The 24998-nt window shown below is 57.0% G+C and carries 25 protein-coding genes; 7 read left to right on the top strand and 18 right to left on the bottom strand.

Annotation, left to right across the window (positions count from 1 at the left end; all coding sequences use genetic code 11):
- The 6 genes from B5E62_RS10450 to B5E62_RS10425 all read right to left on the bottom strand — a co-directional run bounded on the left by B5E62_RS10450 (nucleotide 1) and on the right by B5E62_RS10425 (nucleotide 5535).
- On the bottom strand, nucleotides 1-1188 hold the full coding sequence (locus B5E62_RS10450; RefSeq protein WP_087174520.1) for a cation diffusion facilitator family transporter: 1188 nt from the start codon (nucleotides 1186-1188) through the stop codon (nucleotides 1-3).
- Between the two features lie 40 nt (nucleotides 1189-1228).
- Nucleotides 1229-1879: a stage II sporulation protein R gene (gene spoIIR, locus B5E62_RS10445; protein ID WP_087174519.1), complete on the bottom strand. Its 651-nt coding sequence runs from the start codon at nucleotides 1877-1879 to the stop codon at nucleotides 1229-1231.
- A gap of 88 nt (nucleotides 1880-1967) precedes the next feature.
- Nucleotides 1968-2645, bottom strand: coding sequence for a GntR family transcriptional regulator (locus tag B5E62_RS10440; RefSeq protein ID WP_087174518.1), 678 nt, complete (start codon nucleotides 2643-2645; stop codon nucleotides 1968-1970).
- Nucleotides 2646-3521: a 4-(cytidine 5'-diphospho)-2-C-methyl-D-erythritol kinase gene (ispE, locus tag B5E62_RS10435; protein ID WP_087174517.1), complete on the bottom strand. Its 876-nt coding sequence runs from the start codon at nucleotides 3519-3521 to the stop codon at nucleotides 2646-2648.
- A 32-nt stretch (nucleotides 3522-3553) separates the two neighbouring features.
- Nucleotides 3554-5113: a DUF3794 and LysM peptidoglycan-binding domain-containing protein gene (locus tag B5E62_RS10430; RefSeq protein ID WP_087174516.1), complete on the bottom strand. Its 1560-nt coding sequence runs from the start codon at nucleotides 5111-5113 to the stop codon at nucleotides 3554-3556.
- A gap of 11 nt (nucleotides 5114-5124) precedes the next feature.
- Complete coding sequence (locus B5E62_RS10425; protein WP_087174515.1) at nucleotides 5125-5535, bottom strand: protease complex subunit PrcB family protein; 411 nt, start codon at nucleotides 5533-5535, stop codon at nucleotides 5125-5127.
- Between the two features lie 125 nt (nucleotides 5536-5660).
- Between B5E62_RS10425 and B5E62_RS10420 the strand changes: the two genes are divergently transcribed.
- The 5 genes from B5E62_RS10420 (at nucleotide 5661) to B5E62_RS10400 (ending at nucleotide 11257) form a co-directional block, all read left to right on the top strand.
- On the top strand, nucleotides 5661-6395 hold the full coding sequence (locus tag B5E62_RS10420) for a lysophospholipid acyltransferase family protein (RefSeq protein WP_087174514.1): 735 nt from the start codon (nucleotides 5661-5663) through the stop codon (nucleotides 6393-6395).
- A gap of 92 nt (nucleotides 6396-6487) precedes the next feature.
- A complete protein-coding gene (locus tag B5E62_RS10415; RefSeq protein ID WP_087174513.1) occupies nucleotides 6488-7939 on the top strand; it encodes a nicotinate phosphoribosyltransferase in 1452 nt (483 codons plus the stop codon).
- A gap of 31 nt (nucleotides 7940-7970) precedes the next feature.
- Complete coding sequence (locus B5E62_RS10410; RefSeq protein ID WP_087174512.1) at nucleotides 7971-9032, top strand: D-alanine--D-alanine ligase family protein; 1062 nt, start codon at nucleotides 7971-7973, stop codon at nucleotides 9030-9032.
- Between the two features lie 9 nt (nucleotides 9033-9041).
- Nucleotides 9042-10412, top strand: a complete 1371-nt coding sequence (locus tag B5E62_RS10405) for a UDP-N-acetylmuramoyl-tripeptide--D-alanyl-D-alanine ligase (protein ID WP_087174511.1) — start codon at nucleotides 9042-9044, stop codon at nucleotides 10410-10412.
- A gap of 29 nt (nucleotides 10413-10441) precedes the next feature.
- Entirely contained in the window at nucleotides 10442-11257 is an 816-nt protein-coding gene (locus B5E62_RS10400) for a Cof-type HAD-IIB family hydrolase (protein ID WP_087174510.1), read from the top strand.
- A gap of 64 nt (nucleotides 11258-11321) precedes the next feature.
- Here the strand turns inward: B5E62_RS10400 and B5E62_RS10395 are convergent, their stop codons facing one another.
- The 5 genes from B5E62_RS10395 to B5E62_RS10375 all read right to left on the bottom strand — a co-directional run bounded on the left by B5E62_RS10395 (nucleotide 11322) and on the right by B5E62_RS10375 (nucleotide 17464).
- Nucleotides 11322-13787 (bottom strand): cation-translocating P-type ATPase, encoded by a 2466-nt coding sequence (locus B5E62_RS10395; protein WP_087174509.1) that lies wholly within the window; start codon nucleotides 13785-13787, stop codon nucleotides 11322-11324.
- 200 nt (nucleotides 13788-13987) lie between these two features.
- Complete coding sequence (locus tag B5E62_RS10390) at nucleotides 13988-14509, bottom strand: nitroreductase family protein (RefSeq protein ID WP_087174508.1); 522 nt, start codon at nucleotides 14507-14509, stop codon at nucleotides 13988-13990.
- A 58-nt stretch (nucleotides 14510-14567) separates the two neighbouring features.
- A complete protein-coding gene (locus B5E62_RS10385; protein WP_087174507.1) occupies nucleotides 14568-15353 on the bottom strand; it encodes a ZIP family metal transporter in 786 nt (261 codons plus the stop codon).
- A 20-nt stretch (nucleotides 15354-15373) separates the two neighbouring features.
- Nucleotides 15374-16333: a TIGR03943 family putative permease subunit gene (locus B5E62_RS10380; RefSeq protein WP_242957841.1), complete on the bottom strand. Its 960-nt coding sequence runs from the start codon at nucleotides 16331-16333 to the stop codon at nucleotides 15374-15376.
- Between the two features lie 21 nt (nucleotides 16334-16354).
- A complete protein-coding gene (locus tag B5E62_RS10375; protein WP_087174506.1) occupies nucleotides 16355-17464 on the bottom strand; it encodes a GTP-binding protein in 1110 nt (369 codons plus the stop codon).
- Nucleotides 17465-17661: 197 nt separating this feature from the next.
- Here B5E62_RS10375 and rd point away from each other — a divergent pair, with 197 nt between their 5' ends.
- The gene (gene rd / locus B5E62_RS10370) at nucleotides 17662-17823 is read left to right on the top strand and encodes a rubredoxin (protein WP_087174505.1); all 162 of its coding nucleotides are present in this window, start codon (nucleotides 17662-17664) and stop codon (nucleotides 17821-17823) included.
- Nucleotides 17824-17987: 164 nt separating this feature from the next.
- On the top strand, nucleotides 17988-18836 hold the full coding sequence (locus B5E62_RS10365) for a putative manganese transporter (RefSeq protein WP_087174504.1): 849 nt from the start codon (nucleotides 17988-17990) through the stop codon (nucleotides 18834-18836).
- 86 nt (nucleotides 18837-18922) lie between these two features.
- Here the strand turns inward: B5E62_RS10365 and B5E62_RS10360 are convergent, their stop codons facing one another.
- The 7 genes from B5E62_RS10360 to B5E62_RS10330 form a co-directional block, all read right to left on the bottom strand.
- On the bottom strand, nucleotides 18923-19363 hold the full coding sequence (locus B5E62_RS10360; RefSeq protein WP_087174503.1) for an RpiB/LacA/LacB family sugar-phosphate isomerase: 441 nt from the start codon (nucleotides 19361-19363) through the stop codon (nucleotides 18923-18925).
- 89 nt (nucleotides 19364-19452) lie between these two features.
- On the bottom strand, nucleotides 19453-19899 hold the full coding sequence (gene rpiB / locus B5E62_RS10355; protein WP_087174502.1) for a ribose 5-phosphate isomerase B: 447 nt from the start codon (nucleotides 19897-19899) through the stop codon (nucleotides 19453-19455).
- 93 nt (nucleotides 19900-19992) lie between these two features.
- Nucleotides 19993-20634: an HAD family hydrolase gene (locus tag B5E62_RS10350; protein ID WP_087174501.1), complete on the bottom strand. Its 642-nt coding sequence runs from the start codon at nucleotides 20632-20634 to the stop codon at nucleotides 19993-19995.
- A 29-nt stretch (nucleotides 20635-20663) separates the two neighbouring features.
- The gene (locus tag B5E62_RS10345) at nucleotides 20664-22169 is read right to left on the bottom strand and encodes a xylulokinase (RefSeq protein WP_087174500.1); all 1506 of its coding nucleotides are present in this window, start codon (nucleotides 22167-22169) and stop codon (nucleotides 20664-20666) included.
- A gap of 18 nt (nucleotides 22170-22187) precedes the next feature.
- Nucleotides 22188-23240 (bottom strand): 2-hydroxyacid dehydrogenase, encoded by a 1053-nt coding sequence (locus tag B5E62_RS10340; RefSeq protein WP_087174499.1) that lies wholly within the window; start codon nucleotides 23238-23240, stop codon nucleotides 22188-22190.
- A gap of 13 nt (nucleotides 23241-23253) precedes the next feature.
- Nucleotides 23254-23907 carry a class II aldolase/adducin family protein gene (locus B5E62_RS10335; protein ID WP_087174574.1) on the bottom strand — a complete coding sequence of 218 codons (654 nt, stop codon included), beginning with the start codon at nucleotides 23905-23907 and terminating at the stop codon, nucleotides 23254-23256.
- A gap of 52 nt (nucleotides 23908-23959) precedes the next feature.
- Nucleotides 23960-24997: a 2-hydroxyacid dehydrogenase gene (locus B5E62_RS10330; RefSeq protein ID WP_087174498.1), complete on the bottom strand. Its 1038-nt coding sequence runs from the start codon at nucleotides 24995-24997 to the stop codon at nucleotides 23960-23962.
- Between the last annotated feature and the right edge of the window lies 1 nt (nucleotide 24998).

The raw sequence follows: 24998 nt of genomic DNA, 5'->3' as shown, positions 1-24998 counted from the left end.
TTACTCTTCCTCTCCCTGTGCTATGTAGCTCTTCTCCGTGGTGATCACGCACTGGTATCTGTGGTCCACCTGCCGGAGCTTTTTTCGCACCGTTTTTGCCAGTTCTTTTTCTTCTTCCTCCGTGTAGCGGTAGGGGACCACCATGTCGAAGATCACATTGATCCTCTCCCTTCCCTCCACCACGCGCAGGTCGTGGATGGAGACCTCGGGGTCAATGCCGCTCACTGTCTCCTGGACCTGCCTCTTCACGGCCAGGATCTCTTCATCCTTTGTCTCCACCGGATCCATGTGGATGACAAGGAAGACACCCAGCTGTCCCACCGCGTCCCTCTCGATCCGGTCAATGATCTCGTGGGAGCTCTCGATGTCCACATCGTTGGGCACCTCGGCGTGGATGGAAGCCATGTTCCTGCCCGGGCCATAGTTATGTACGATCAGGTCGTGGCTCCCCACGATACCGTCGTAGCTCTCCACGAAGCCGGATATCTTCTTGTAATCCGCCGGGTCGATGGCTTCCCCCAGGAGGGGCTTCAGCGTATCCCGGACAATGCCTATCCCGGCCCACATGACTACCAGGGACACGCACAGCCCGATAAAGCCGTCAATGTTCCAGCCTGTAAAATAGAAAAACAGAAGGGAAAACACCGTGGCCGCCGTCGTGATGACATCCCCGATGGCGTCCGCCGCCGTGGCCAGCATGACCTTGGAGTCGATGCGTTTTCCCAGCCTCCTGTTGAAAAAGCTCATCCACAGCTTGACACAGACCGACAACAGCAGGATCAGCACCGAAACCACGCTGAACTCCATGGGCTGGGGCTCCCGTATCCGGCCTATGGCGTCCTTGAAAAAGGTAAAGCCCACCTCGATGACAAGGAAGGAGACCACAAGGGCCGTTATGTACTCCATCCTTCCGTGTCCGAAGGGATGCTCCCTGTCCGCCGGCTTTCCCGCCATCTTCACCCCGATCAGGCCGATGACCGAGGAGGCCGCGTCGGACAGATTGTTGAATGCGTCCGCCGTCATGGATATACTGTGCATCAGGAGGCCGATCACAGCCTTGGCCGCAAAGAGCAGCACATTGCAGAAGATGCCCACCACCGACGCCAGCGTTCCATACCGGGTGCGGACGGACACCTCCTCTGTGTGCTCATAGTCCTTTACGAAATGTCTGATCAAAAATTCTGTCATGTCCTTTTCCTCTCAAGTATGCTCTCTCTCCACTGCCGCGCTAATCCCTGCCCCCGAAGAAGAACCATCTGAGCTTAAAATCCGAGTACGCTGTGATCATCTCGTATTCGTCCTCCCCCAGGACCCGGCCCATCTGCTCCTTCTCCTCCTCGGGCACGCGGGCGGTCACCGCGTCTGTAAAGCAAAGGGATGGGTAGAGACAGCACCACCAGTTATGTCCCTGCCCTTCTCCGATACAGATGCGAAGGGCCGTGTACTCTCCCTCCGGAAATGTGACATCCCCGTAGGTCTTCTCCGGAAAATAGTCCCGCACGAGCTCTGCCCTGACCGGGTCACTGCAGCCCGCTTCCCGGAGCGTCTCCCCCGCGGTCTGCTCCAAAGCCTCCAGATGCTCCCGCACCCAGGAGCAGGTCTCCTCCAGGTCCGCATCCTGCGGCATAGCCTCGCCCATGTAAGCAAGGACAGCCTCCTTTACCTCCATCTTCCTCTGCTGGTCCTGCCGGCTGTCACTGTCAGCCAGCACATGGAAGCGGAGCACCTCCCGGCTCAGCTCCTGGCCGGCCCTCCTGGCCCGGGCCTCCACCAGCATCCCTCTCTGCACAAGAAGGAGCCCCGTCAGCAGCGCCCCGCACAGGAGGGCAATGCCAAGACAGATGGCTTCCTTCTTTCTCTTACCGATATTTCTTCTCATACTATGTACCTCCTGACCGTCCCCTCCCGGGGGATCTATCAGGAGTCTTCACAGTTTTTCAGGTCTTTATGCAAAGCTGCCGCAGTTTTTACTTTTTCATCCGGATCGTATCCATCACGGCCTCCACCTGATTATCCACATGCTGGCACACGACCTGCACGGCCCGGTCCTTCTGTCCGCTCTCAATAGTCTCGATGATCTCCTCGTGCTCGTCAATGAGCTGCTGATGGAAATCCGAGCGCTTCAGATATTCCACTCTGTACCGGTACATCTGCTCTCTCAGATTGTTGAGGAGCTGGATCAGCTTCTGGTTGTCCGTAGCCATGTAGATGACATCGTGGAATTTCACATCCGCCTCCGCAATGCGGGTGATATCCCCGCTCTCCAGCGATTCCTTAAACTCCTCCGCCGCGTCTTTGAGGTCCTGTATCTGCTCCTCTGTGATCTTCTCGCACACCAGCTCTACGGCCAGCTCCTCCAAAGCCCGGCGCACCTCCAGCACGTCCCGCAGGCTCTTCTCCGTGATCTCGGCCACCTCAGCTCCCTTTCTGGGGATCATCAGCACGAGCCCCTCCAGCTCCAGCTTCCGGATGGCCTCCCGGATGGGGGTCCTGCTGACCCCCAGCTTGTTGGCCAGCTGTATTTCCATGAGCCTCTCCCCGGGCTTGAGTTCCCCTCTCAGGATAGCCTGGCGCAGTGTGTTGAATACCACATCCCGGAGGGGCAGGTACTCATTCATACTGACTTCAAAATTCGGTTCCTTCATTTATTTCCTCCTGACATTGTGTACGTTTGTGACATATGCCTGCTTCACAGGCGTCTGTCTCTTCAGCCTGGCCGCCGCAGCCCTGGCTCTGCCCCGGGAGGTGAAGATCCCGAACACAGTGGGGCCGCTTCCGCTCATCATGGCGTTCAGCGCTCCGGAGCCGACCATCACGTCCTTGATCCTCTGCAGTACCGGGTGCTCCTCCAGCATGACCTGCTCCAGCACATTCCCCATGCTGCCTGCCACCTGGTCCAGGTCTCCCTCTCTAAGTCCAGCAAGGATTCCGTCAATGTCCGGATGGCCCTTGATGCCCTCCCTGTCTATCTTCTCATACACGGTCTTTGTGGACGCAGAAAGGGGCGGCTTGGCGATCAGCACATAGCATTTGGGCAGCGGAGGAAGAGGCGTCAGTATCTCTCCGATCCCCTCCGCCAGGACAGTCCCCCTCATGATACAGTAGGGCACATCCGCTCCCAGCGTCACGCCTCTCTCCTTCAGGCCCTCCTCGGAAAGCCCCAGGTCAAACATCCGGTTCATGCCGAAAAGCACTGCCGCCGCGTTGGAGCTTCCCCCCGCCATTCCCGCTGCCACCGGGATGTGCTTCTCCAGGCTGATGCGGATACCCTCCCGGATCCCGAACTCGCGCTGCAAAAGCTCCGCCGCCTTGTAGGCAATATTGTTCTCATTGACCGGGAGGTAGGGCAGGTTTGTGGAAATCTCGATGCCCGGCTCCCTCGTCTTTTCCAGGATCACACGGTCGTAGAGATAGACCGTCTGCATGACCATCCTGACATCGTGGTAGCCGTTTTCCCTCCGGCCCAGGATGTCAAGTCCCAGATTGATCTTCCCCAGTGCCTTCAACTCCAGTTTATCCATTGTACTCTCCTTGTATCTTGTATACAGTGTACTTACAGTATACCCATGTTTGCCTTAAAAATCAATAACCTCTCTCCCGGCCGCGGCATCCCGTCCTTCATGCCGTTGTCCTCCCTGATGCTCTCCTCCGTCGTATTGTATCTGCGGGCGATATCCCACAGCGTATCATGCTCCTTCACAATATATCCCACGATGCCGGGAGCGTTTTCCAGCTCCTTCGGGTCTGCCGGCTGCTCACTCACATCCAGGATATTCTCCACAGCCTCCGGTCTTCGCAGGAACACCTGGAAGGACAGTCCCGCCTTCACCTCCGCCTCCCCGCTTCCCAGCAGGCTGACAGAGAGCTGCTCCAGGCTTCCCTCTATGTCACAGCGCATAGCGTCTGACGCACCGCCGCACTCAATGGAGTGGGAGAAGGGCACCATGCCCTGCCAGATGCCGAAGGGCTGTTCATCGTCCGCACGCACATAGAGGAAGGAGACGTTCAGCACTCCCTCCGCCTGGATTTCCCCGTCCTTGATCCGGGCCGGCTCCATCTGAAGGAAACCGCTGCTGTGGCAGATCTGAAGAGTCCCCTCCCGGATTTCCGGCAGGCTCAGCCGCTCTGTAAGCCTGCACTTGGAATGGTTCTGCATGACAAGGCTCTCCAGCACCGCCTCCTCCCGCACAGGTGTCAGTCTTCTTCCAGGCGCATACAGATCCTCCAGTAGCCGGAGCTTTTCCTCCCGGTAGACCGTGCAGCGCACCTCCAGGGACGCCTCCACCCCGATGACACGGACCTCGCCGTCCTCATCCAGCCTGGCCTCAATGCTGTCCTCCCCCAGAGAAGCATACACGCAGTGGTACATTTCCTCCCCGGCCCCGTCGCAGGACAGCCGGCCCTCAAAAGGCACGGTCTGCTCCACCCACTCAGTCTTCATATTCTGGGACTCATAGAGACAGAAGACCTGCAGCTCTCCCCGCAGCAGGAGTCCTCCCTCCTCCAGCCTGGTATCCAGCCTGCGAAGGGCAGTCTCTCCCAGGAGGAGGGCGCCGATATTTTCCCTGGCTGCCGGCAGATGTATCTCCTCCTTGACACGGTACACATCCTTCTGCACGGTGCACAGTTCCAGGATTTCCTTTTCCGAGTACTTTTTGTAGAGCGGGTACTCATCCTCCATATCTGTCGTGAGCTGCTCCTCAGATGCACCCTCGGACCCGATTTCCAGCTCCACCGAAGCCTTCAGGTTCAGCTTCCGGGAATTGATCAGGGCCGCGCTCACCTCCGCCGCGGCTCCCCTGGCAAAGAGCTGGGCCAGGGGCTCCTCCTCCATATAGACCATCTCCTCAAAGGGCAGCCTGCCCGCCAGGGAGGAAAGCCGGCCCGCACCCTCCTCCGTCTCGTAGAGGATCTGGTAGGACAGCTTCCCTGTCACTCTTGCGTAATGCTCCGCCGGACGTATCTCCTCCACATGGACTCTTCCGCTGCTGTACACCACCCGGGAGGCATCGTACTTGGCCTCCGGTATGTTGATATCCTCATCTACATAAAACTGGTCCGTCACACCGGACCCGATCCGGCCCGCCCGGACCGTCTTTCTTATCTGCTCCATTTTGCTCCTCCTTACATCTCCCACAGAATTCTTTTTTCCGTATAGTCCGCCTCCAACGCCGCCCAGGGATAGTCTGCCTCCCGCAGCACCTCCTCCCCCTCATCCGGACCTGTCAGGCAGGTCCGGATGCAGACCGCATCCTCCGTCTCATACGCCTCCTCTATCCGGACACTGTAGCCGCCGCTCTCCTGCTCCCCGTATCCCAGAGCTATGTACAGCCTCCCGCCGTCCCCGTACGCCAGAAGAAAGGGCTCATCCTTTTCCTTCTCTATCTTCTGTCTCAGGGTCTCCGGCAGCTCCGGGCCATCCACCGTCTCGTACTCCAGCTCTCCTGTCTTCTCCCTGTCTGCCCGCCGGGCGCTGCACCCGGAGGACAGAAGGGCGGCTGCGGTGAGCATGCACAGTATCCTCCGTCCCTTCATATATTCACCACATGGATATTCTCTCTATTATCATACACGCCACCCCTTTGAAAAATGACAGTTTTATGGTAAGATGCTTATGGTATATACAAAAGAAAGAATATATAAAGAAAGGCTTCTGGAATATGTTAAGATTTATCGCCATCGTGATCGTACTTTTTGTTTATCTCATAGTCGGCATGCCGGTCCTCATCGTGGAACACTTTGTAGGTCTGGCGGACCGGAAAGCAAAGGACTACTCCTGCCTGCGGATGGTGCAGTGGACCTTCCGCCTGATGCTGAAGATCGCGGGAGTGAGGGTGACCGTCATCGGGGAGGAGAACGTGCCCGACGAACCGGTCCTTTATATAGGAAACCACAGGAGCTATTTTGACATCCTCCTGACCTACTCCAGGTGCAGACGGCTGACCGGATATGTGGCGAAGAAGGAGATGCTCCGCTATCCTCTGCTGCGGGACTGGATGAAAAATCTGTACTGCCTGTTCCTGGACCGCAGCACTCCCAGAGAGGGGCTCAAGACCATCCTTCAGGCCATAGACTATGTAAAGAGCGGCATCTCCATCTGCATTTTTCCTGAGGGCACCAGGAACAAGGGGGAGGAGCTGTCCATGCTCCCCTTCCGGGACGGAGCCCTGAAGATCGCGGAGAAGACCGGCTGTGCCATCATCCCCATGTCCATGAACAACACCCAGGCCATCTTTGAGGGACATCTGCCGTTCGTGAGAAAGACCCACGTGGTACTGGAGTACGGGAAGCCCATCTACCCGGACCAGCTCGATAAACAGACGCGGCGGCATCTGGGGGACTACTGCCAGAATATCATTCAGGAGACCATCATAAAAAACCAGTCCCTCGTTTAATTTTTACTTTGTTTTTACTTTTTATGCCCAGGGTGCTATAATTGGAATAACTTTTTCAGATACAAATGCAAAGGAGTTTAAAAAAGAGAACAATGAGCAGACACGATCTAACCCTGCTGACGGACTTCTACGAGCTCACCATGATGCAGGGATATTACGAAAAAGGGCAGAACGAGACCGTCATCTTCGATGTGTTCTTCCGCCAGAACCCCAACAACGGAGGCTACTCCATCTGCGCGGGCCTGGACCAGGTCATTGAGTACGTAAAAAATCTGAATTTCACATACGAGGATGTGGACTATCTGCGCAGCCTTGGCATGTTCAGCGAGGATTTCCTCCACTATTTGAGCGGCTTCCACTTTACGGGAGATATCTACGCCATCCCCGAGGGGACGGTCATCTTCCCCAAGGAGCCCATCCTTAAAGTGATCGCGCCCATCATGGAGGCCCAGCTTGTGGAGACTGCCATCCTCAACATCATCAACCACCAGTGCCTCATCGCCACAAAGGCCTCCCGGGTCGTGTTTGCGGCGGGCGGCGACGGTATCATGGAGTTCGGCCTGCGCCGGGCCCAGGGCCCTGACGCAGGGCTCTACGGCGCCCGGGCCGCCATCATCGGCGGCTGTATCGGCACCTCCAACGTGCTGGCCGGCCAGCGCTTTGACGTGCCTGTTCTCGGCACTCACGCCCACAGCTGGATCATGAGCTTTCCGGATGAGTACACCGCCTTCAAGGCCTACGCCCAGCTCTACCCGGACAACTGCATCCTCCTTGTGGACACCTACGACACACTGAAATCCGGAGTTCCCAACGCCATCCGCGTCTTCAGTGAGATGCGGGCCGCAGGGGTTTCCATGAAAAAGTACGGTATCCGCCTGGACAGCGGCGATCTGGCCTACCTGTCCAAGAAGGCCAGGACCATGCTGGACGAGGCGGGCTTTACAGACGCGGTGATCTCCGCGTCAAACGATCTGGATGAGTACCTGCTCCACGACCTGAAGATGCAGCAGGCGGCTATCACCTCCTGGGGTGTGGGCACCAACCTGATCACCTCAAAGGACTGCCCATCCTTCGGCGGCGTCTACAAGCTGGCGGCCATCCAGGATGAGTCGGGACAGTTTGTGCCCAAGATCAAGATTTCCGAGAATACGGAGAAGATCACGAACCCGGGGAACAAGACTGTCTTCCGCATCTACGACAAGCCCACGGGAAAGGTCAGAGCGGACCTCATCTGCTTTGCGGATGAGACCTACGACACCGAGAAGGACCTGCTCATATTTGACCCCATCGACACGTGGAAGAAGACAAAGCTGCCGGGCGGCTCCTACACCATGCGGGAGATCCTTGTACCCATTTTCCGGAATGGAGAGTGCGTGTACCAGTCACCCTCTGTCATGGAGATAGCGGAATACTGCAGGCAGGAAAAAAAGACCCTGTGGGAGGAGACAAAGCGTCTCTTCTACCCCCATCAGGTCTACGTGGACCTGTCTGACAGCCTCTACGAGGTGAAGAAATCCCTGCTGGATCAGATGGATATGGATTAACAGGTTTTATTTTTAAGGAGGATTTATTTCTATGAATATTATTGTACTGGCAGGCGGCTACAGCAACGAGCGGGATGTATCCCTGAGCTCCGGAGGCAGTATCTGCCGGGCGCTCCGGGAGAGGGGACACAACGCCTATCTTCTGGACGCTTTCCTTGGTCTTGAGAAGGCCCCCGAAAACCTGGTGGATGTGTTCACTCTCCCGGGAGGCGGCCTTGAGATCGCCACGGGTATCCAGACATCCGAGCCGGACCTTGACGCCCTCTGGGCATCCCGCCCCGGGGATTCCCCCAGCTACCTGGGCCCCAACGTGCTGGAGCTGTGCAGTCTGGCTGACATCACCTTCCTGGCCCTCCACGGGGGACTGGGCGAGAACGGCAAGCTGCAGGCTGCCTTTGACACACTGGGAATACGCTACACAGGGCCAGACTCTCTGGGCTGCGCCCTTTCCATGGATAAGGGCGTGACAAAGGATCTCTTTCACTCCGCGGGAGTCCCCACTCCCTACGGCACACATATTTCCAGAAAAAACAAGGACATCTCGCTCGAGTCCCTTCAGATCCCGCTCCCCCTTGTGGTGAAGCCATGCTCGGGAGGCTCCAGCATTGGCGTCCATTTTGTGCACACAGAGGAGGAATTCCGGGAGGCCATGCGCCTTTCTTTTGAGAAGGAGGACGAAGTGGTCATTGAGCCCTTCATCGACGGGCGGGAGTACGCCTGCGGCATCTTTGACGGCCAGGCCCTCCCTCTGGTGGAGATCATTCCCGACGGAGGCGTGTTCGACTATGTGCACAAGTACCAGAGCGGAGGCGCTTCTGAAATCTGCCCCGCCACCTCCGTGGACCAGGAGACCACAGAGGCGATCCAGAAGACAGGCGTGCTTGCCGCTCAGGCTCTGCGCCTGAATGTGTACTGCAGGGCGGATTTCATCGTGGATGCTCACACGGGACAGTTCTACTGCCTGGAGGTCAACTCCCTCCCCGGCATGACCAGCGCCAGCCTGCTGCCCAAGGCGGCAAAGGCGGCAGGATATGAGTACGGTGAATTCTGCGAGCGCATCATTGAGAAATCGCTGGACGCCAGATACAGATAGGAGAAGAACATGAAAAATCTCACGATAGAAAATATGACAAAGGCCTGCCGCGGCACCTATCACGGCAGCGACAGCCTTCTCGGCAGAGAAGCTGCCCACGTTGTCATCGACAGCCGCAGGGCCGGCCGGGACGATGTGTTCGTGGCCATCAAAGGCGAGCGGGTGGACGGCCACTCCTTCATCCCCTCTGTCATGGAGAAGGGTGCCCTGTGCGCTGTGTCCGAGCAGGACCTCGGAGAGACCTCCTTCCCCTATATCCAGGTGGAGTCAACCGCCCAGGCCCTTCTGGACATTGCAAAGCTGTACCGGGACTCCTTTGACATAAAGGTAGTGGGCATCTCGGGTAGCGTGGGAAAGACGAGCACAAAGGAGATGATTGCCTCCGTCCTGTCTCAGAAGTACCATGTCCACAAGACCCAGGGAAACTTAAACAGCGAGTCCGGACTCCCCTTAACTGTCTTTGACCTGCAGGAGGAGCATGAGGTGTCCGTCCTGGAGATGGGCATCAACCACTTCGGTGAAATGCGAAAGCTCTCCACCGTGGCCCAGCCCGATGTGTGCGTGCTCACAAACATCGGTGTGGCCCACCTGGAATTCCTCAAGACCCGGGAGGGCATCATGCAGGAGAAGACCCAGATGTTCCAGGACATGAAACCGGGCGGCTCCATCGTCCTCAACGGGGACGATCCTCTCCTCTCCTCCATAGGGCCTGTGAAAGGCGTGACTCCCCTCTTTTACGGCACATCGCCGGACTGTGGTGTGTACGCCACAGACATACAGTCCCGGGGCCTGAAGGGCTCCTCCTGCGTCATCCACACGCCGGAAGGAGAGTTCGCCTGCCTGGTTCCCACCCCCGGCTCACACATGGTGTCCAACGCCCTTGCAGGGGCGGCAGTGGGCTATGTGCTGGGCCTTACCAGCGAACAGATCAGGGAGGGCATTGAAAAACTCCCCTTCATGGCCGGCAGGAACAATATCATCCAGACCGGCCGGATCATCATCCTGGACGACTGCTACAACGCCAATCCGGTTTCCATGAAGGCCGCCATCGACGTGCTGGACCTGGGCATCGGGCGCAAAGTGGCCATCCTGGGGAAGATGGGCGAGCTGGGAAATAACGAGAAGGAACTCCACTATGAGGTCGGCGCTTACCTTGCCGCCTCCGGAACAGACATGGTGATCGCTGTGGACGAACTGGCCCGGGAGATCATCCGGGGCATCGGGGATGCGGGCTCACACATAGAGACCCACTGGTTCGCCACACGAGATGAGCTGATCCCTCACCTGGGAGAGCTGATACACGAGGGGGACAATGTCCTTGTAAAAGCATCCAACAGTCTCGGCTTCAGCGGGATCGTGCAGGCACTGCAGGAGCTGTAGGTGATTTCACAAAGGAGAACAAACAGGCCATGGATTATCAGGTTCTCGTCCTCGATCTGGACGGCACACTGACAAACTCAAAAAAGGAGGTCACGCCGGAGACTAAGGAGGCGCTGATCGACATACAGGAAATGGGGAAAAAGGTGGTACTGGCAAGCGGACGCCCCACAAAAGGCGTGCTTCCCCTGGCCGAGCAGCTCCGCCTGTCCGACTACGGGAGCTATATCCTTTCTTTTAACGGGGCGCGCATCACGGACTGCCGCAGCAGGCAGATCATGTACAACCGGCTCCTTCCCCGGGACGCCGCTCTGCCCGCCTTTCGGCTGGCCTCGTCCTTTTCCCGGGAGGGGGCGGACATCCTCACCTACACAGACGACCACATCATCTCCGGGATACAGCCCAACCGCTATACCCTGCTGGAATCCAGGATCAACCACATGCCCGTCCTTGAGAGCCGGGATTTCACGGCAGATATCCCGCATGAGGTCAACAAGCTCCTGGCCACCGGGGAGCCGGAGGTCATCAGCCGGATGAAGGATGCCATGACCGCTCATTTCCGCTCCTACCTGAACATCTACTGTTCAGACCCCTTCTTCCTGGAGATCATGCCAAGGGGCGTGGACAAGGCCCACGCCCTCGTAAAGCTGCTCGGCAGCATCGGCCTCTCCACAGAGCAGATGATCTGCTGCGGGGACGGGTACAATGACATCACCATGATAGAGACCGCTGGACTGGGAGTGGCCATGGCAAACGCACAGCCCCCTGTGCTGGACAGCGCGGACTACATCACGAAATCCAACGACGAGAACGGGGTCCTGCATGTGATCAACAAATTCATGAGATAGGGCGCTATCCTGTCCACCAAAAAAGAGTTCCTCAAATGGAACTCTTTTTTTATCTTTGTGTATCCTACGCCGTCTTCCCCTTATTTTTCTCATGCCACAGGAGGAGCCGTTTCCCGAATTTTCCAAGGGCCTCCACCACAAAGCTGAGGTAGCGGAACACCGGCTCCGCCGCTATGGAAAATACGACGAAGAGCATGATGCACTTGGTGGACATGGCCGTGATGGCAAACAGATCCCCCAGGTAGATACTGGAGAGCACAAGGGCAACGCCGCATCCTGCCAGCACGGTGATGCGGATGGGGTTCATGGGCTGGCTGATCTTCCAGAGCACCATAAAACCCACGATGGCCAGTAGGATGGTTGCCGCCGTGGCAATATCTGACTGTCCCACCTCAAAGGTCTGTCCGAAGATGACCAGCGCCCCAACGATCAGCAGATCGGTCAGTCCCCCGGGCAGCGCCTTCAGGAACACATTGGGAAGAAAATGCCCCTGTATCCGGTTCTTGTTCGGCTCAAGAGCCAGAAAGAAGGCGGGCACGCCGATAGTAAACATGCTGATCAGTGAGATCTGGGATGGCTCCAGCGGATAGGTGATCATGAACACCGCCGAGAACACGGACAGGAGGAGGGAAAATATATTCTTCACGAGGAACAGGCTGGCCGACCTCTGGATGTTGTTGACTACCCGGCGCCCCTCCATTACCACGGAGGGCATACAGGAAAAATCTGACTCCAACAGCACCACCTGCGCAGCCTGGGAGGCCGCCTCGCTGCCCGATGCCATGGCAATGCTGCAATCCGCATCCTTCAGGGCCAGGATATCGTTGACTCCGTCCCCTGTCATGGCCACCGTGTTTCCCTGCTCCTTCAGCACATTTACAAACTGGCGCTTCTGGTTTGGCGTCACGCGGCCGAAGACCGTGTACTTTTTCATAGCCGCCGCCACATCCTGGTCTGTCTTCAGCGTGCCTGCGTCCACGTAGTTCTCCGCTCCCGCAATGCCGGCCCGGGATGCCACCTCGGACACAGTCACCGGGTTGTCCCCGGAGATGACCTTGATGTCCACGCCCTGCTCCGCAAAGTAGGCAAAGGTCTCCGGCGCGTTCTGCCGGATGGGGTTGGAGAGCATCACATAGCCCAGGGGCGTGACCTTCTCCGTGAGAGGCTTCCCGTCTATCTTCCCCGCATATTGGCCAAACACGAGGACTCGGTAGCCTTTCCTTGTAAACTGTCCGATCTCCGCCTCATAGAGCACGTAGTCATCCCGCAGGACCATCTCCGGCGCTCCCAGCACGTAGGCGCCGTCCTTGTAGGTAACGCTGCTGTATTTCACCGCCGAGGAGAAGGAGGTAATGCTTACCGGCCGCTTTCCCGTGTTCTCCTGGAAATATTCCTTCAAAGCCGCCATAGTGATATTGTCCTCGCTCATGGCCGCCGCGAAATCGCCCAGCATTTTCTCCAGAGGAGGATACTCCTCGCTCTTCTCCCGGTAATCCAGTGTGGGCTCCACCCGGTTTACCGTCATCGTATTTTCTGTGATAGTCCCGGTCTTGTCCACGCAGAGCACATTGACTCTGGCCAGTGTCTCGATGCTCTTCATGTCGTGGAGCAGCACTTTCTGGCTTGCCAGGCGCATGGCGCTCACCGCCAGGGCCACGCTGGCCAGAAGGTACAGTCCCTCGGGGATCATGCCGATGACCGCCGCCACCATGGAGGTGACGCTCTGCGAAAATCCCTCATGGTTAAAGAAAAAGCTCTGGGAAAAGAGAATGAGGCCGATGGGGATGATGATAATGCCCACCCACTTCACAAGCTTGTCCAGAGAGCGGATCATCTCCGACTGCTCCTGGTCGTCCATGGCCTTGGCCTCCATAGTCAGCCGGGAGATGTAGGAGTCCTCACCCACCTTGTCCAGCCGGGCCCTGCATTCCCCGGACACCACAAAGCTTCCGGACATGAGCTTGTCCCCCCGCCTCTTTGTGATCTCGTCGGACTCACCTGTCAGCAGCGATTCATTGACCTGGATTTCCCCCGCGGACACCACCGCATCCGCACATATCTGGTTCCCGGCGCTGAAGATGACGATATCGTCCATCACCAGCTCCTCAGAATTTACTTTTCTCACCTTCCCGTCTCTGACCACTCTGGCGTGGGGCGCGTTCAGCATGCTCATCTTCTCCAGCACATTCTTGGAGCGCACCTCCTGCACGATACCGATCAGGGTGTTGATGATGACCACCGGGAGGAAGGTCAGGTTGCGGAAGGACCCCACCAGGCAGAGCAGCACGCCCAGCACGATAAAGATCAGGTTGAAGTAGGTAAACACATTTTCATGTACGATTTCCTTCGTGGTCTTTGCCGGCGGGTCTACCGCGATATTGGTCCACCCGTGCATCCGGTGCTCCTGCACCTGCTGGGAGGTAAGCCCGGCTTCCGGGTCCGGGTCGTAGCGGGTCGTGGGGATCCGTCTGCTCCTTCTCTCACTCTGTTCCTCTACTCTTTTCTTAACATTTCTCTGTCTTTTCTTCATGTATATTTACGTCTCCTCTATATCTATCCTATTATATACCTCTCCCCTTAAGATTTCTATAAAGGTTCTCTAAAAATTCTCTTAAGCCTGCGTCCCCTGCTCCGACTCTGCCAGCCTGCCCGGCCGCGCAGAACAGCACCGGGGCGGGAGCCCTCCTCCTGCTGGATGCCCCCGCCCCGGTGCTGTTTTTCTCAGGCAGCTCAGACCCGGATGATGCGGCCCTCCCTGCGCTCTTTGGCGGCCGGCTTCTCCCCGTCCGCATAGCCCAGCGCGCAGTGTCCGACGCCGGCATAGTTCTCTCCAAGCCCCCATTTTTCGAGGAGCTTTTTGCCCTCCTCGCTCTCAAACTCTTCCTTTGCCCTGTGGATCCAGCAGGAGCCAAGTCCCACCGCCTGGGCCGCGTTCATCAGGTTGCCCATGGCCAGGCTTCCGTCCTCCACATAGGTGGGACGCCCTGTGTCCGCCAGCACCACCACGATGGTTGGCGCTCCATAGAAGGGGTCCATATCCGGATCGCCCATGATGGAGGCGTTCATTTTCCGGAGCTGCTCTCTCGTCTCCGGGTCCTGCACAGCCACAAAGACAACCGGCTGCTGTCCCATGCCGCTGGGCGCCCACAGCCCGGCCTCCAGGACCTGCTCAAGCTCCTCGTCTTTGATCTGCTCCGCCTTATAGGCCCGGACGCTCCTTCTCTCCTTTAAGTCCTTCAGTGTCTCTTTCATGTCCTTGTTCCTCCTTTGCTGCTTGTCTTTTCACTCGTTGCCGCGTTCCGTTCCCGCATCAGCCCAGGGCCACGTCCAGGATCATCATGAGGATAAATCCCACCGCAAACCCCATCGTGCCGATGTTGCTGTGCTCTCCCTCATTTGCCTCCGGGATGAGCTCCTCCACCACCACGTACAGCATGGCTCCCGCCGCAAAGGCCAGGAGAAGGGGAAGCACCGGGGTAAGGAGCTCCGAGAGCAGGATGGTGACAAGAGCCGCTGCCGGCTCCACGACGCCGGACAGAGTGCCGTACAGAAAGGCTCTGCCTCTGCCTGCCCCGCCCTCACTTCTCAGGGGCATGGAGATAATGGCCCCCTCGGGAAAATTCTGGATGGCGATGCCGATGGAGAGCGCAAAGGCCCCCATGAGAGAAATCTGGGCGTTGTCCGCCAGAAGCCCGGCAAACACCACTCCCACCGCCATTCCCTCCGGGATATTGTGGAGGGTCACTGCCATGACCAGCATGGTAGAGCGGCGCCAGCTGCTCTTTGGCCCCTCCGGCTCCCTGTGGTCCATGTGCTGGTGAGGCACCCTCTTATCCAGCAGGAGCAGAAAGAGCATGCCCACCGCCACGCCCGCGGCGGCAGGGATAAAGGCCAGCCTTCCCATATCCGCCGACATATCCATGGCCGGGATGAGAAGGGACCAGACCGACGCCGCCACCATGACGCCCGAGGCAAACCCCAGCAGCAGCTTCTGGACCAGTGGCGGCATGGTCTCCCCGCGCATCAGGAAGACACAGGCCGCTCCCAGCGTGGTCCCGAAAAATGGTATCAGGATACCGATCATTACATTGCTCATACAGTCCTCCTCATGTCCCCCTAGTTAAAATAGACCATCTCGTCCTGAGGAGCCTTCGCCTCCTCCACATACTCCGCCCGGATCACCGGGCCCTTCCGCCCGTAGGCGCGGGTAAATTCATAGCCCACGGTGCCCCGGACCTTCACCCACTGTCCGGGTGTCAGCTTGGGGGCGTAGGGGCTTCGGCATATATAGCCCAGGAAGGTAGTGTCATCGGCGCAGCAGGTCATTGCCATCCGGCCCGCCACGAACTCCTTCGCCGCAAACCCTCTCGGTTTCAGCACCTTCGCCTTATATTCCACAGTCTTTTTCAGGTATCTCTCCGGGTGGTCCATCATGTCCACATACCAGATGCCGTAGTCCATGTCATCGATCTGCACCACAGGGGCGTCCAGGTCATAGGGCATGGTGTCCTCAAAGATGTTGTCGATCTCCCCGTCCTCCCCCTCGAAAATGTTCTGGGCGCTCTGGTTGACCACCTTCACATTCCGCCGGTAGGAGGCGAGAGGCATATCCTTTGTGCACCGGTTGAACATGACCAGCTCCGCGTTTCTCACCATATCCATAAAAAGAGGCTTCATGTTGGCAATATAAGTCCCGAAGGTGGAAGCGTCCACTGTCACCAGCTTCTGCACAAGCCCCCATCCCGGGGGCACGTCCATAGCCTCGATCCGGCTCACCGGATACATGCCGTTGCACTCGATGATGACCCTCTCCGGATGATATTTCCGGTCCGCCTCCCGGAGCCACTCCAGCGTCAGCTCCTCCGGGTCGTCCACAGTGAGGAGCGTTGTGTTAGTCCGCTTCAGCAGCTCCTCACCGTACTCCTCCTCTCCCTCCTCGCAGAGGATCAGCAGGGTGTTCCCGTCAATCTCAAAATATTCCTGCCCCAGGGTGTACCGAAGGAAGCTGGTCTTCCCGCTCTCCAGGAAGCCCGCCATGAGGTACACCACCACTCTGGCATTGTCTACCATCTGCATAAGCTTCTGTCACCGCCCTTTCTATTCTGACGCGCCCGCAAAAAGGTCCTTCAGGGCGCTCTCTTTCAGCCTGGAGCCGATCACGCAGATGCGTCCCGTATAATCCGGCTGCCCCTCCCGGAGCTCCACCTCGCCGGGCACCATGTCAAAGTAGATCCACGTTCCCTTGTCGCCTTCCACCATTCCCTTGGCGCGGAGCACCATGCCGTATGTGTCCGCGTCCCCAAGGGCATCCAGGCGCACCTTCAGATCCCGGGCGTTGTACTTTTTCACCGTCTCCATCCCCCAGCTTCCAAACACCTCGTCCGCATGGTGATGGTGGTGGCCGTGATGCTCATGGTCATGATGGTGGTCGTGGCCGCACCCGTCATGGTCGTGATGATGGTGCTCGTAGCCATGCTCATCATGGTCGTGATGATGATGCTCCCCGCCGCATCCGTCATGGTCGTGATGGTGATGCTCCTCGCCGGGCCCGTGGTGGCCGCCGCACACGTCACACCTCGCCTCCTCCATCAGCTCCTCCTCAAGGGAGGGAGCGTGCTTCTCCATGATCTCAAAGAGCTTGGCTCCGTCGATCTGCCCCTCCGGGGTGGTGATGATGGGGGCGTCCGGGTTGAGGGCCCGTATCTGGGCCACAGCCTGCTCCACCTTGTCCTCGTCCGCGATGTCCGTGCGGCTCAGGATAATGGCACCCGCTGACTCCACCTGGTTCTTGTAGAATTCGCCGAAATTCTTCAGATACATTTTGCACTTCTTTACATCCACCACTGTAGTGGCACTGTTCAGCACCACATCCGCGTCTGTCTTCACATTCTCCACGGCCCGCTTCACATCAGAGAGCTTGCCCACGCCGGACGGCTCGATGAGGATACGGTCCGGGTGATAGGTCTCAATGACTTCCTTTAAGGAAGCGCCAAAATCTCCCACGAGGGAGCAGCAGATGCATCCGGAATTCATCTCCCGTATCTCTACGCCCGCCTCCCTGAGAAAGCCGCTGTCAATGCCGATCTCGCCGAACTCATTTTCAATGAGGACCACCTGTTCGCCCTTAAACGCCTCCCTGAGAAGCTTCTGGATGAGCGTTGTCTTGCCGGCTCCCAGAAAGCCGGAGATAATATCTATCTTTGTCATTTTATCCACTCCTGTTCTGTCTGATCGATTTTTCAGGATATCTGTGCATATCCAGAACTATTTTGTCACAGCCCGGGACAAATTTCAAGGAGTCAGGATAATCTTTCTCCTATGCCTTGCATAAACACTCCGCACCTCTTATAATAGCCTTGTAATCGCAACAGACATTACAACTACTATATCAGGAGGAAAAAAATATGCAGAAATATGTATGTGAGCCCTGTGGCTATGTGTATGACCCGGAGATCGGCGATCCAGACAACGGCATCGCACCGGGCACAGCGTTTGAGGATCTCCCGGAGGACTGGGTTTGCCCCATCTGCGGAGTAGGCAAGGATATGTTTGCTGTGGAGGAATAATTTTCTCCGCACACAGCCCGGCCCGGAAACGGCCTGGACATTTTGATCGGGGAGCTCTGCCGCGGCAGGGCTCCTTTTACTTGACATTCCGCCCGGAAATTGGTACTATTTTCAAGATAACATGATAATCGTTTTCATTTTGCACAAAGAAAGAAGATCTGGACATGGAATTTCTGGAACACATTTTATCTCATACAGCAGAAGACAGCGTGCGCATGCTCCCCTTCCTTTTTGCCGCCTTCCTGCTCCTGGAGGGACTGGAGCACTATTCCAGCGCCTGGATCCGCAGGACTCTGACGAAGCTTGAGAAGGCGGGACCCGTGGTAGGTGCGCTCTTTGGCTGCATCCCACAGTGCGGCTTCTCTGTCATGGCCGCCAACCTGTACGCCGGAGGGGTGATCTCTGTGGGCACGCTTCTGGCTGTCTTTCTGGCCACCTCCGACGAGGCAGTGCTGATCCTCATCGGCCACCCCGGAAACGGCGCCGAGATTGCCGCCCTCCTTGTGGCCAAGGCTGTCATAGCCATCCTGGCCGGATACCTGGCCGACCTGTTCTTCGCAAGGTTCATCTCCACCAAAAAGGAGATCGAGGATCTCTGCCATCACTGCGGCTGCCATGACCATCACGGCATCCTGCGTCCGGCTCTGAACCACACAGTCCGGCTCTTCGGCTACATTTTCATCTGCACCCTCATCCTGAACGCCGTGATCGAAGGCGCAGGGCTTGAGTCTGTCTCCACCTTCCTTTTAAGCGGGAGTATCCTGCAGCCCTTCCTGGCGGCCCTCCTCGGGTTCATCCCCAACTGCGCCGCCTCCGTGCTGCTCACAGAGCTCTATCTTGGCGGTGCCCTCTCCTTCGCCTCCGTCATCGCCGGCCTGTGCACCAATGCAGGCGTTGGACTGATCGTCCTTTTTAAGGTCGATCCGGACAAACTGGAGTGTGTCAAATTCACCGGCCTTCTGTACGCCTGCGGGGTGATCGCGGGGGTGGTCCTGCACCTGGCCGGGCTTTAATGCGAGCAGGACAAAAAAAAGCGATGCCGGACGAACCCGCATCGCTTTTTTCTTTGCACCGTTTTACAGCCTTTCCCGCTCCTGTCTTATCTCTCCTGGTCGTATTTTACATAGGCATCAACCTTGGGCTGTGAAGCGCAGCCAGGTTCAAATTCATTGCCCAGAAAGGCATCCACAAGAAGCTCTCTCACTTTGTTTCCTGTTGTAAACGCTCCCATACATGCAATGTTGGCATCATTGCTCAGACGCGCTCTCTGCGCTGAGTATACGTCTGAAATAAGTGCCGCATAGGCTCCCTTTACCTTGTTAGCCGCAATGGAGACACCGATTCCTGTTCCGCACAGCAGGATGCCTCTGTCATACTTCTTTGCAGCTACCGCCTCTGCAACTGCAAATGCAGTATGTCCGTAAATAGGATCTTCGCTTCCAAAGTCCGTCACCTCACCGTAGCCCTTCGCCTCAATGTACTTGATCAGCGCCACCTTTGCATCCTGCGCATTGGGATCACAGCCAATTGCAATTTTCATTTGTCTTTCCTCCTATCATTTTTATTTTCGTTTCTTTTATTTTATCATTTCGTTCTTCTTTTGTCTACTTTCGCTTACTTTCGTTTCGACTATTTTTCTCTGTTTTCAATATCCATGATCATATTGACTCTCTCCTGATGCCTTCCCCCCTCAAATTCCGCATTGAGCCACTCCTCTATGATCATCTTTGCAAGCTCAATCCCCACAACCCGGGCTCCAAATGCCAGGATGTTGGTGTTGTTGTGCTGCCTGGAAAGACGGGCGGAATACGGCTCACTGCAGACCACGGCGCGTATCCCCTTCACTTTATTAGCGGCAAGGGAAATCCCCACGCCTGTACCGCAGATCACTATTCCCAGATCTACCTCCTTGGCCACCACAGCGCGGGCCACCTTTTCCCCGTACACGGGGTAGTTGCAGCTCTCTGTAGAATCTGTGCCGTAATTGACCACCTCATATCCCAGATCCTGCAGAAATTTCATGACTTCCCGCTTCATTTCAACTGCTGAATGATCGTTTCCTATTCCAATCTTCATTTCATACTCCTGCCTTTGCTAATTTTATCTCTCTTCATTATAAAGTCTGCCGACAGGAATAGCAAGATGGGATCCTTGTTTCACAGCTGTAATTCAGACCTCGATCTCCCCCAGATGCCGGATCACCTTGTCCGCCCCGGACACATCCTGTCCGCCTGACGTCTCGTTCACGTAGCCGTAGCAGAATATCCCGGCCCGCCGCGCCGCCCTGACGCCCGCCTCCGAGTCCTCCACTGCCGCTGACCTGCCAGGCTCTCCTCCCGCAAGCTCCAGCACCTTCAGATACACATCCGGCTCCGGCTTCTTGTGGGCTACCTCATCTCCCGAGACGGTGATGTCAAAATACCGGTCCACGTCAAGCAGGCGCAGAGCGTCATCCACCAGCACACGGGTGGAGGAGGACGCAAGTCCTATCCTTATCCCACGCTCCTTCGCTCTCTTTACGACATCCAAAAAGCCGTCTGACGGCTGCAGGTGATTTTCCTCTATCTGCCGCGCCACCAGGCTGTACTGCCGTTTTTCCAGCTCATACGGATCTCCCTCCATATGATATACCTCCAGCACCCTTCTCCAGAAGCCGCTGGAGGACTTGCCCACAGGGTCCGGCAGCCTGTCATCAGGGCTGATCGCCAGCTCCCGGAACATCCACTGCCTGGCGTTTTCATGGAGCGGCTCGCTGTCCAGCACCACGCCGTCCATGTCAAAAATCAAGAGTTCTATGCCTTGTCTGTCCATTTTTCTTCTCCATTAAAAGTAGTTGATCCTCAACGGATCCTGGCAAGGTTTTTAAACTGCCGCTTCAAAGACTGATAGGATTCCAGATAGACCTGATACAGCTCTCTGTACATGGGAATCCACTCCCGCACAGGCTCCACCACCTTTTTGATACGGAGATTGGCATCCGACGCCTCCTCCGGGGTGCTGTACTCGCCCATGTAGGCCGCGTTCATGTAGGCCAGACCGGCGGGAGCCCCCAGATTGACCTCCGGCAGCTTGATCTCCTTCCCGATCACAGAGGCCTTGATCTTCAGCCATATATCGCTCCTGCTGCATCCGCCGCAGCAGATGATATCCTTGATGGGCAGCCCCATTTTGGCCGCCTGGTCCAGGTTATCCTGCAGCGCAAAGCAGGCTCCCTCCATAATTGCCCGGATCAGCTCCGCCCTGCTGGTATTCAGGTTCAGTCCGATAAATGTACCACGGGCATCCGGATCCCATATAGGGGCTCTCTCCCCCGCCATATAGGGGAGGAAAATGATCCTGGAGGGTCTCTTTGCCCTCTCCTCCACCTCCCGGTTCATCCGGGGGTAGGCGTCCTTCTTCATGGTCTCCCCGCCGTAGAGAGCATCTCTGAACCAACGCAGAGAGCCCCCGGCAGAGTTCATGGCGCCGTACAAAAGGGTACTGTTTTTTGCCCGCCCCTTCAGATAGGAGAGCTCCTCCCCGGTGACAAGCTCATCAAAGCCTATAAGCACCACAGAGCTGGTCCCCGTCATCTCCGCCACCCGGCCGCCGGAGTATACCCCCATCTCAAGCCCCGCCGCCGTCGCGTCCACAGCTCCAGCAAGGACAACCGTACCGGTGGAAAGACCAGTCAGCTCCGCCGCCTCCGCAGACACGTGACCGATAGGGGCCATGCAGTCGTACACCTGCGGCATCAGATCCACATCTGCCCCTATGGCGTCCAGAAGCTCCCGGCTCCAGCAGTCCCTGTGGACATCATAGAGCTGGGTGAGGGAGGCGTGGGTGTCATCGATGGTAAACTCTCCTGTCAGCTTATAATTGACATACCCGTTTACCTGGAGCACCTTGAAGCATTTCTCCATGATCTCCGGGTGATTTCTGATAAACCACATCAGCTCCGTGAGAGTAAAATACGTGTCCAGACGGTTTCCCGTGATCTCGAACACTCGCCTTGCCCCCACCGTCTCTTTTATGATCTCGTACTCCTCCACGCTTCTCCTGTCCATCCAGATGAGAGCGTCGTGGAGGGGCTTTCCCTCCTTCGTGACAGGCAGGACAGCAGGGGCCTGGCTGCTGACGGAGATAACTCTGATGTCCTCCGCATTCACCCAGCTTTTGGCCAGGATCACGCGGATGCATTCCACCACAGCTCTCCACCAGTCATCCGGGTTCTGCTGCGCCCAGGAGGGCTCCGGGAGGAGCGTCCCGTACTCCTTCCCGGCCTCAGCCACCACCTTTGCCTTCTCACCGAAGAGGATGCACTTCACCGTGGTGGTACCAATGTCAATTCCAATGGAATAACTCAACTTCTATCCCTCCATCCTTCAGGCGAGGACCTCCGGATTACAGATAAATCTTGGCTTCTCGCCTGCCAGTATCTTCTTCACGTCTGTCAGCACAATATTGGTCTGGTGTCCCACGATATCTCTCGCCGATCCGGCCAGGTGAGGCGTCAGGACCACATTTCTAAGGGAAAGGAATTTATTTCCTGCAGGGATCGGCTCCACCGGATACACATCCAGCCCGGCCCCCGCTATCCTCTTCTCCGCCAGTGCGTCGTAGAGGGCGTCATAGTCCAGGATCTTTGCCCTGGCTGTATTCACAAGATACGCCGTGGGCTTCATGAGTGCGATTTTCTCCCGGCTGATCAGCCCCACTGTCTCCGGCACCACATTGCAGTTGATGCTAATGAAATCCGCCGTCTTCATGAGGGTATCCAGATCCGTCTTTTTCGCCCCCAGATAGTCCATCTGCTCCTGGGACACGTAGGGATCATAGACAAGGAGCTCCATATCCAGCCCCCGGGCCCGCTTTGCCACTTCCCGTCCGATCATGCCAAAGCCGATCTGCCCGAAGGTCTTTCCGTACATCTCCGGCCCCCCTCCATAGAGGGCAAAGGGAGCCGTGGGATCCATAGACCACTCGGACATGGTCTCCGCCCGCTTCCCCTCATTGTCGTTGTACTGGACATTGGTGAGCTGGTCTGTATACTTCAGGAGATGGTCCGTAAGGCTGATATTTTTGGACACGCACATGAGCAGGGCGATGGTGTGCTCCGCCACCGCGATGGCGTTCCTTCCTCCGGCCCGCAGAACAGGGATCCTCTTCTCTGTCGCCGCTTCAATGTCCACACTGGCAAAGGCCTCGTTCCTGCAGCACACAATGATCTTCAGGCAGTCCGCCGCCTCGATGACCTCCCTGTTAATGTCCTCAAACTCGGAGATCAGCAGCTCTACCCCTTTGATCTTCTCCTTCATCTGGGGAACAGGCATCTTTTCGCCTGTCACTCCGTACCCTGCGAACTCGTAATCTGTCGTGATCGTCTCCAGCAGATCTGTATAATTCCTGTCAAACCTGGCAGTGATCAGTGTTTTCATCTTCCACAGCCTCCTATTTCTGCCCGTATTTTGTCATAAAGAAATCATGGAAAAATTCCACGTCAGCCCGGGAAATCTCCACCGGCCCGCCGATGCTCTGGGTATTGATATAGATCAGGGCCGTCTTCTCAAGCACCTGGGACGCTGTAAATGCCTCCGGCAAAGTCCGTCCCACCGTGATGGCGCCGTGGTTGGCGATCAGCGCTCCGCCTCTGTCCTTCAGCGCCTCCACAACAGATGCGGCCATCTCCTTGGAACCGGGCATGGTGTAGTCCGCCAGGCGGACATCCCCGCCCAGGATCTGCACCTGGTCATCACAGATCGGGGGAATCGGCTTTCTGGCCGTGGCCATAGTCAGGGCATAGGTGGAATGAGTATGTACGATGCCGTTTACCGTCTCCCTGTCAAGATAGACCGCCGCATGCACCGGCACCTCCACAGAGGGCTTCAGCTTTCCCTCGTACTCGAAGGTCTTCATGTTGACAAGGACCATGTCCTCCGGGAAGAGCCGGTCGTAGTCCATGCCGGAGGGAGTGATCACCATGTACTCATCGTCCACGCGGGCGGAGATATTGCCCCATGTGCCTGCCACCAGCCCGCTGCTGGACATCTTCTTTGCAGTCTCACATACCTCGATCTGTGCCACCTTCACTTTGTCTCTGTTCATCTTGTTTCCTCCTTTTCCTGCTTGACAGCTTTTATCTGTATTGGTATCTGCATTAATATCTGTACTGATACAGCAGATGCTCTCCATTTAAAAATCTCCTGATATCCGCCACGATCTGTTTTGTATGGTTCACAAGCACATCGTCCGTGGCCCCGGCGATGTGGGGCGTGATCACCACATTGTCCAGCTCCGTTACGTAGGGATGATTGCTGGCAATAGGCTCGCTCGCATACACGTCAAAGGCTGCTCCCGCGATCCTCTTCTCCCGCAGTGCGTCGATAAGCGCCTGCTCGTCCAGGATCGCCCCTCTGGACGCGTTGATAAAGTATGCAGTGGGCTTCATAAGAGAGATCATCTCCCGGCTGACGATCCCTGTCGTCTCCGGTGTCACCTTCATGTGGCAGGTCACAAAATCCGACTCTCTCATCAGCTCCGCCAGTGTGTTGACCTTGCGTATGCCGATCTCCTCGATGTCCACCTCGCCCTGGTAGGGATCGTAGATGAGGAGCTGCATCCCAAAGGCCCTGGCGATCCGCCCCACACGCTTCCCGATACTTCCATAGCCAAGGATCCCCAGGCTCTTGCCCTTGAGCTGCGTCCCCTTGAACACCATGTAGGGGGCGTCCATCTTCATATCCCAGATCACATCCGCCTTCAGACCTGCCTTCGTCTCCTTGTGGGCGTCCGGGTTCCCGGTATATTTCCCCTCCTTGAGGGCCTTGTAGGCCATGGGGATCTTCCTGGCGATGGAGAGCATGAGACCGATGGTCATCTCGGCGGTGGAGTCGGAGTTCCTGCCCGGGGTGTAGAGAACAGGGATCCCCCTCTCCTTTGCCGCCGCCATGTCCACGTTCACCGGCGTGGCTCTGGTGCAGGCGATCAGCTTCAGGTTCGGCGCTCCCTCAATGACCTTTCTCGTGATATCGTCGTAGCTTGTGATGATGATATCCGCGTCCTTTGTCTTCTCGGCCAGCTCGTCCTCCTCCATTTTGGGAAGTCCAAGCGCCCATCCGTCCTTCACCACCTCGCCCATCTCGTATAAGGGCTTCAGCTCCTCTTCATTGTACTCGGCAGTAAAAAATATCTTCATT

It is taken from the genome of Lachnoclostridium sp. An118 (genome assembly GCF_002160985.1).
Classification (GTDB): Bacteria; Bacillota; Clostridia; order Lachnospirales; family Lachnospiraceae; genus Claveliimonas; species Claveliimonas stercoravium.
The sequence above is the reverse complement of the archived record's forward strand: the minus strand, read 5'-3'. Positions and strand labels throughout refer to the sequence as shown.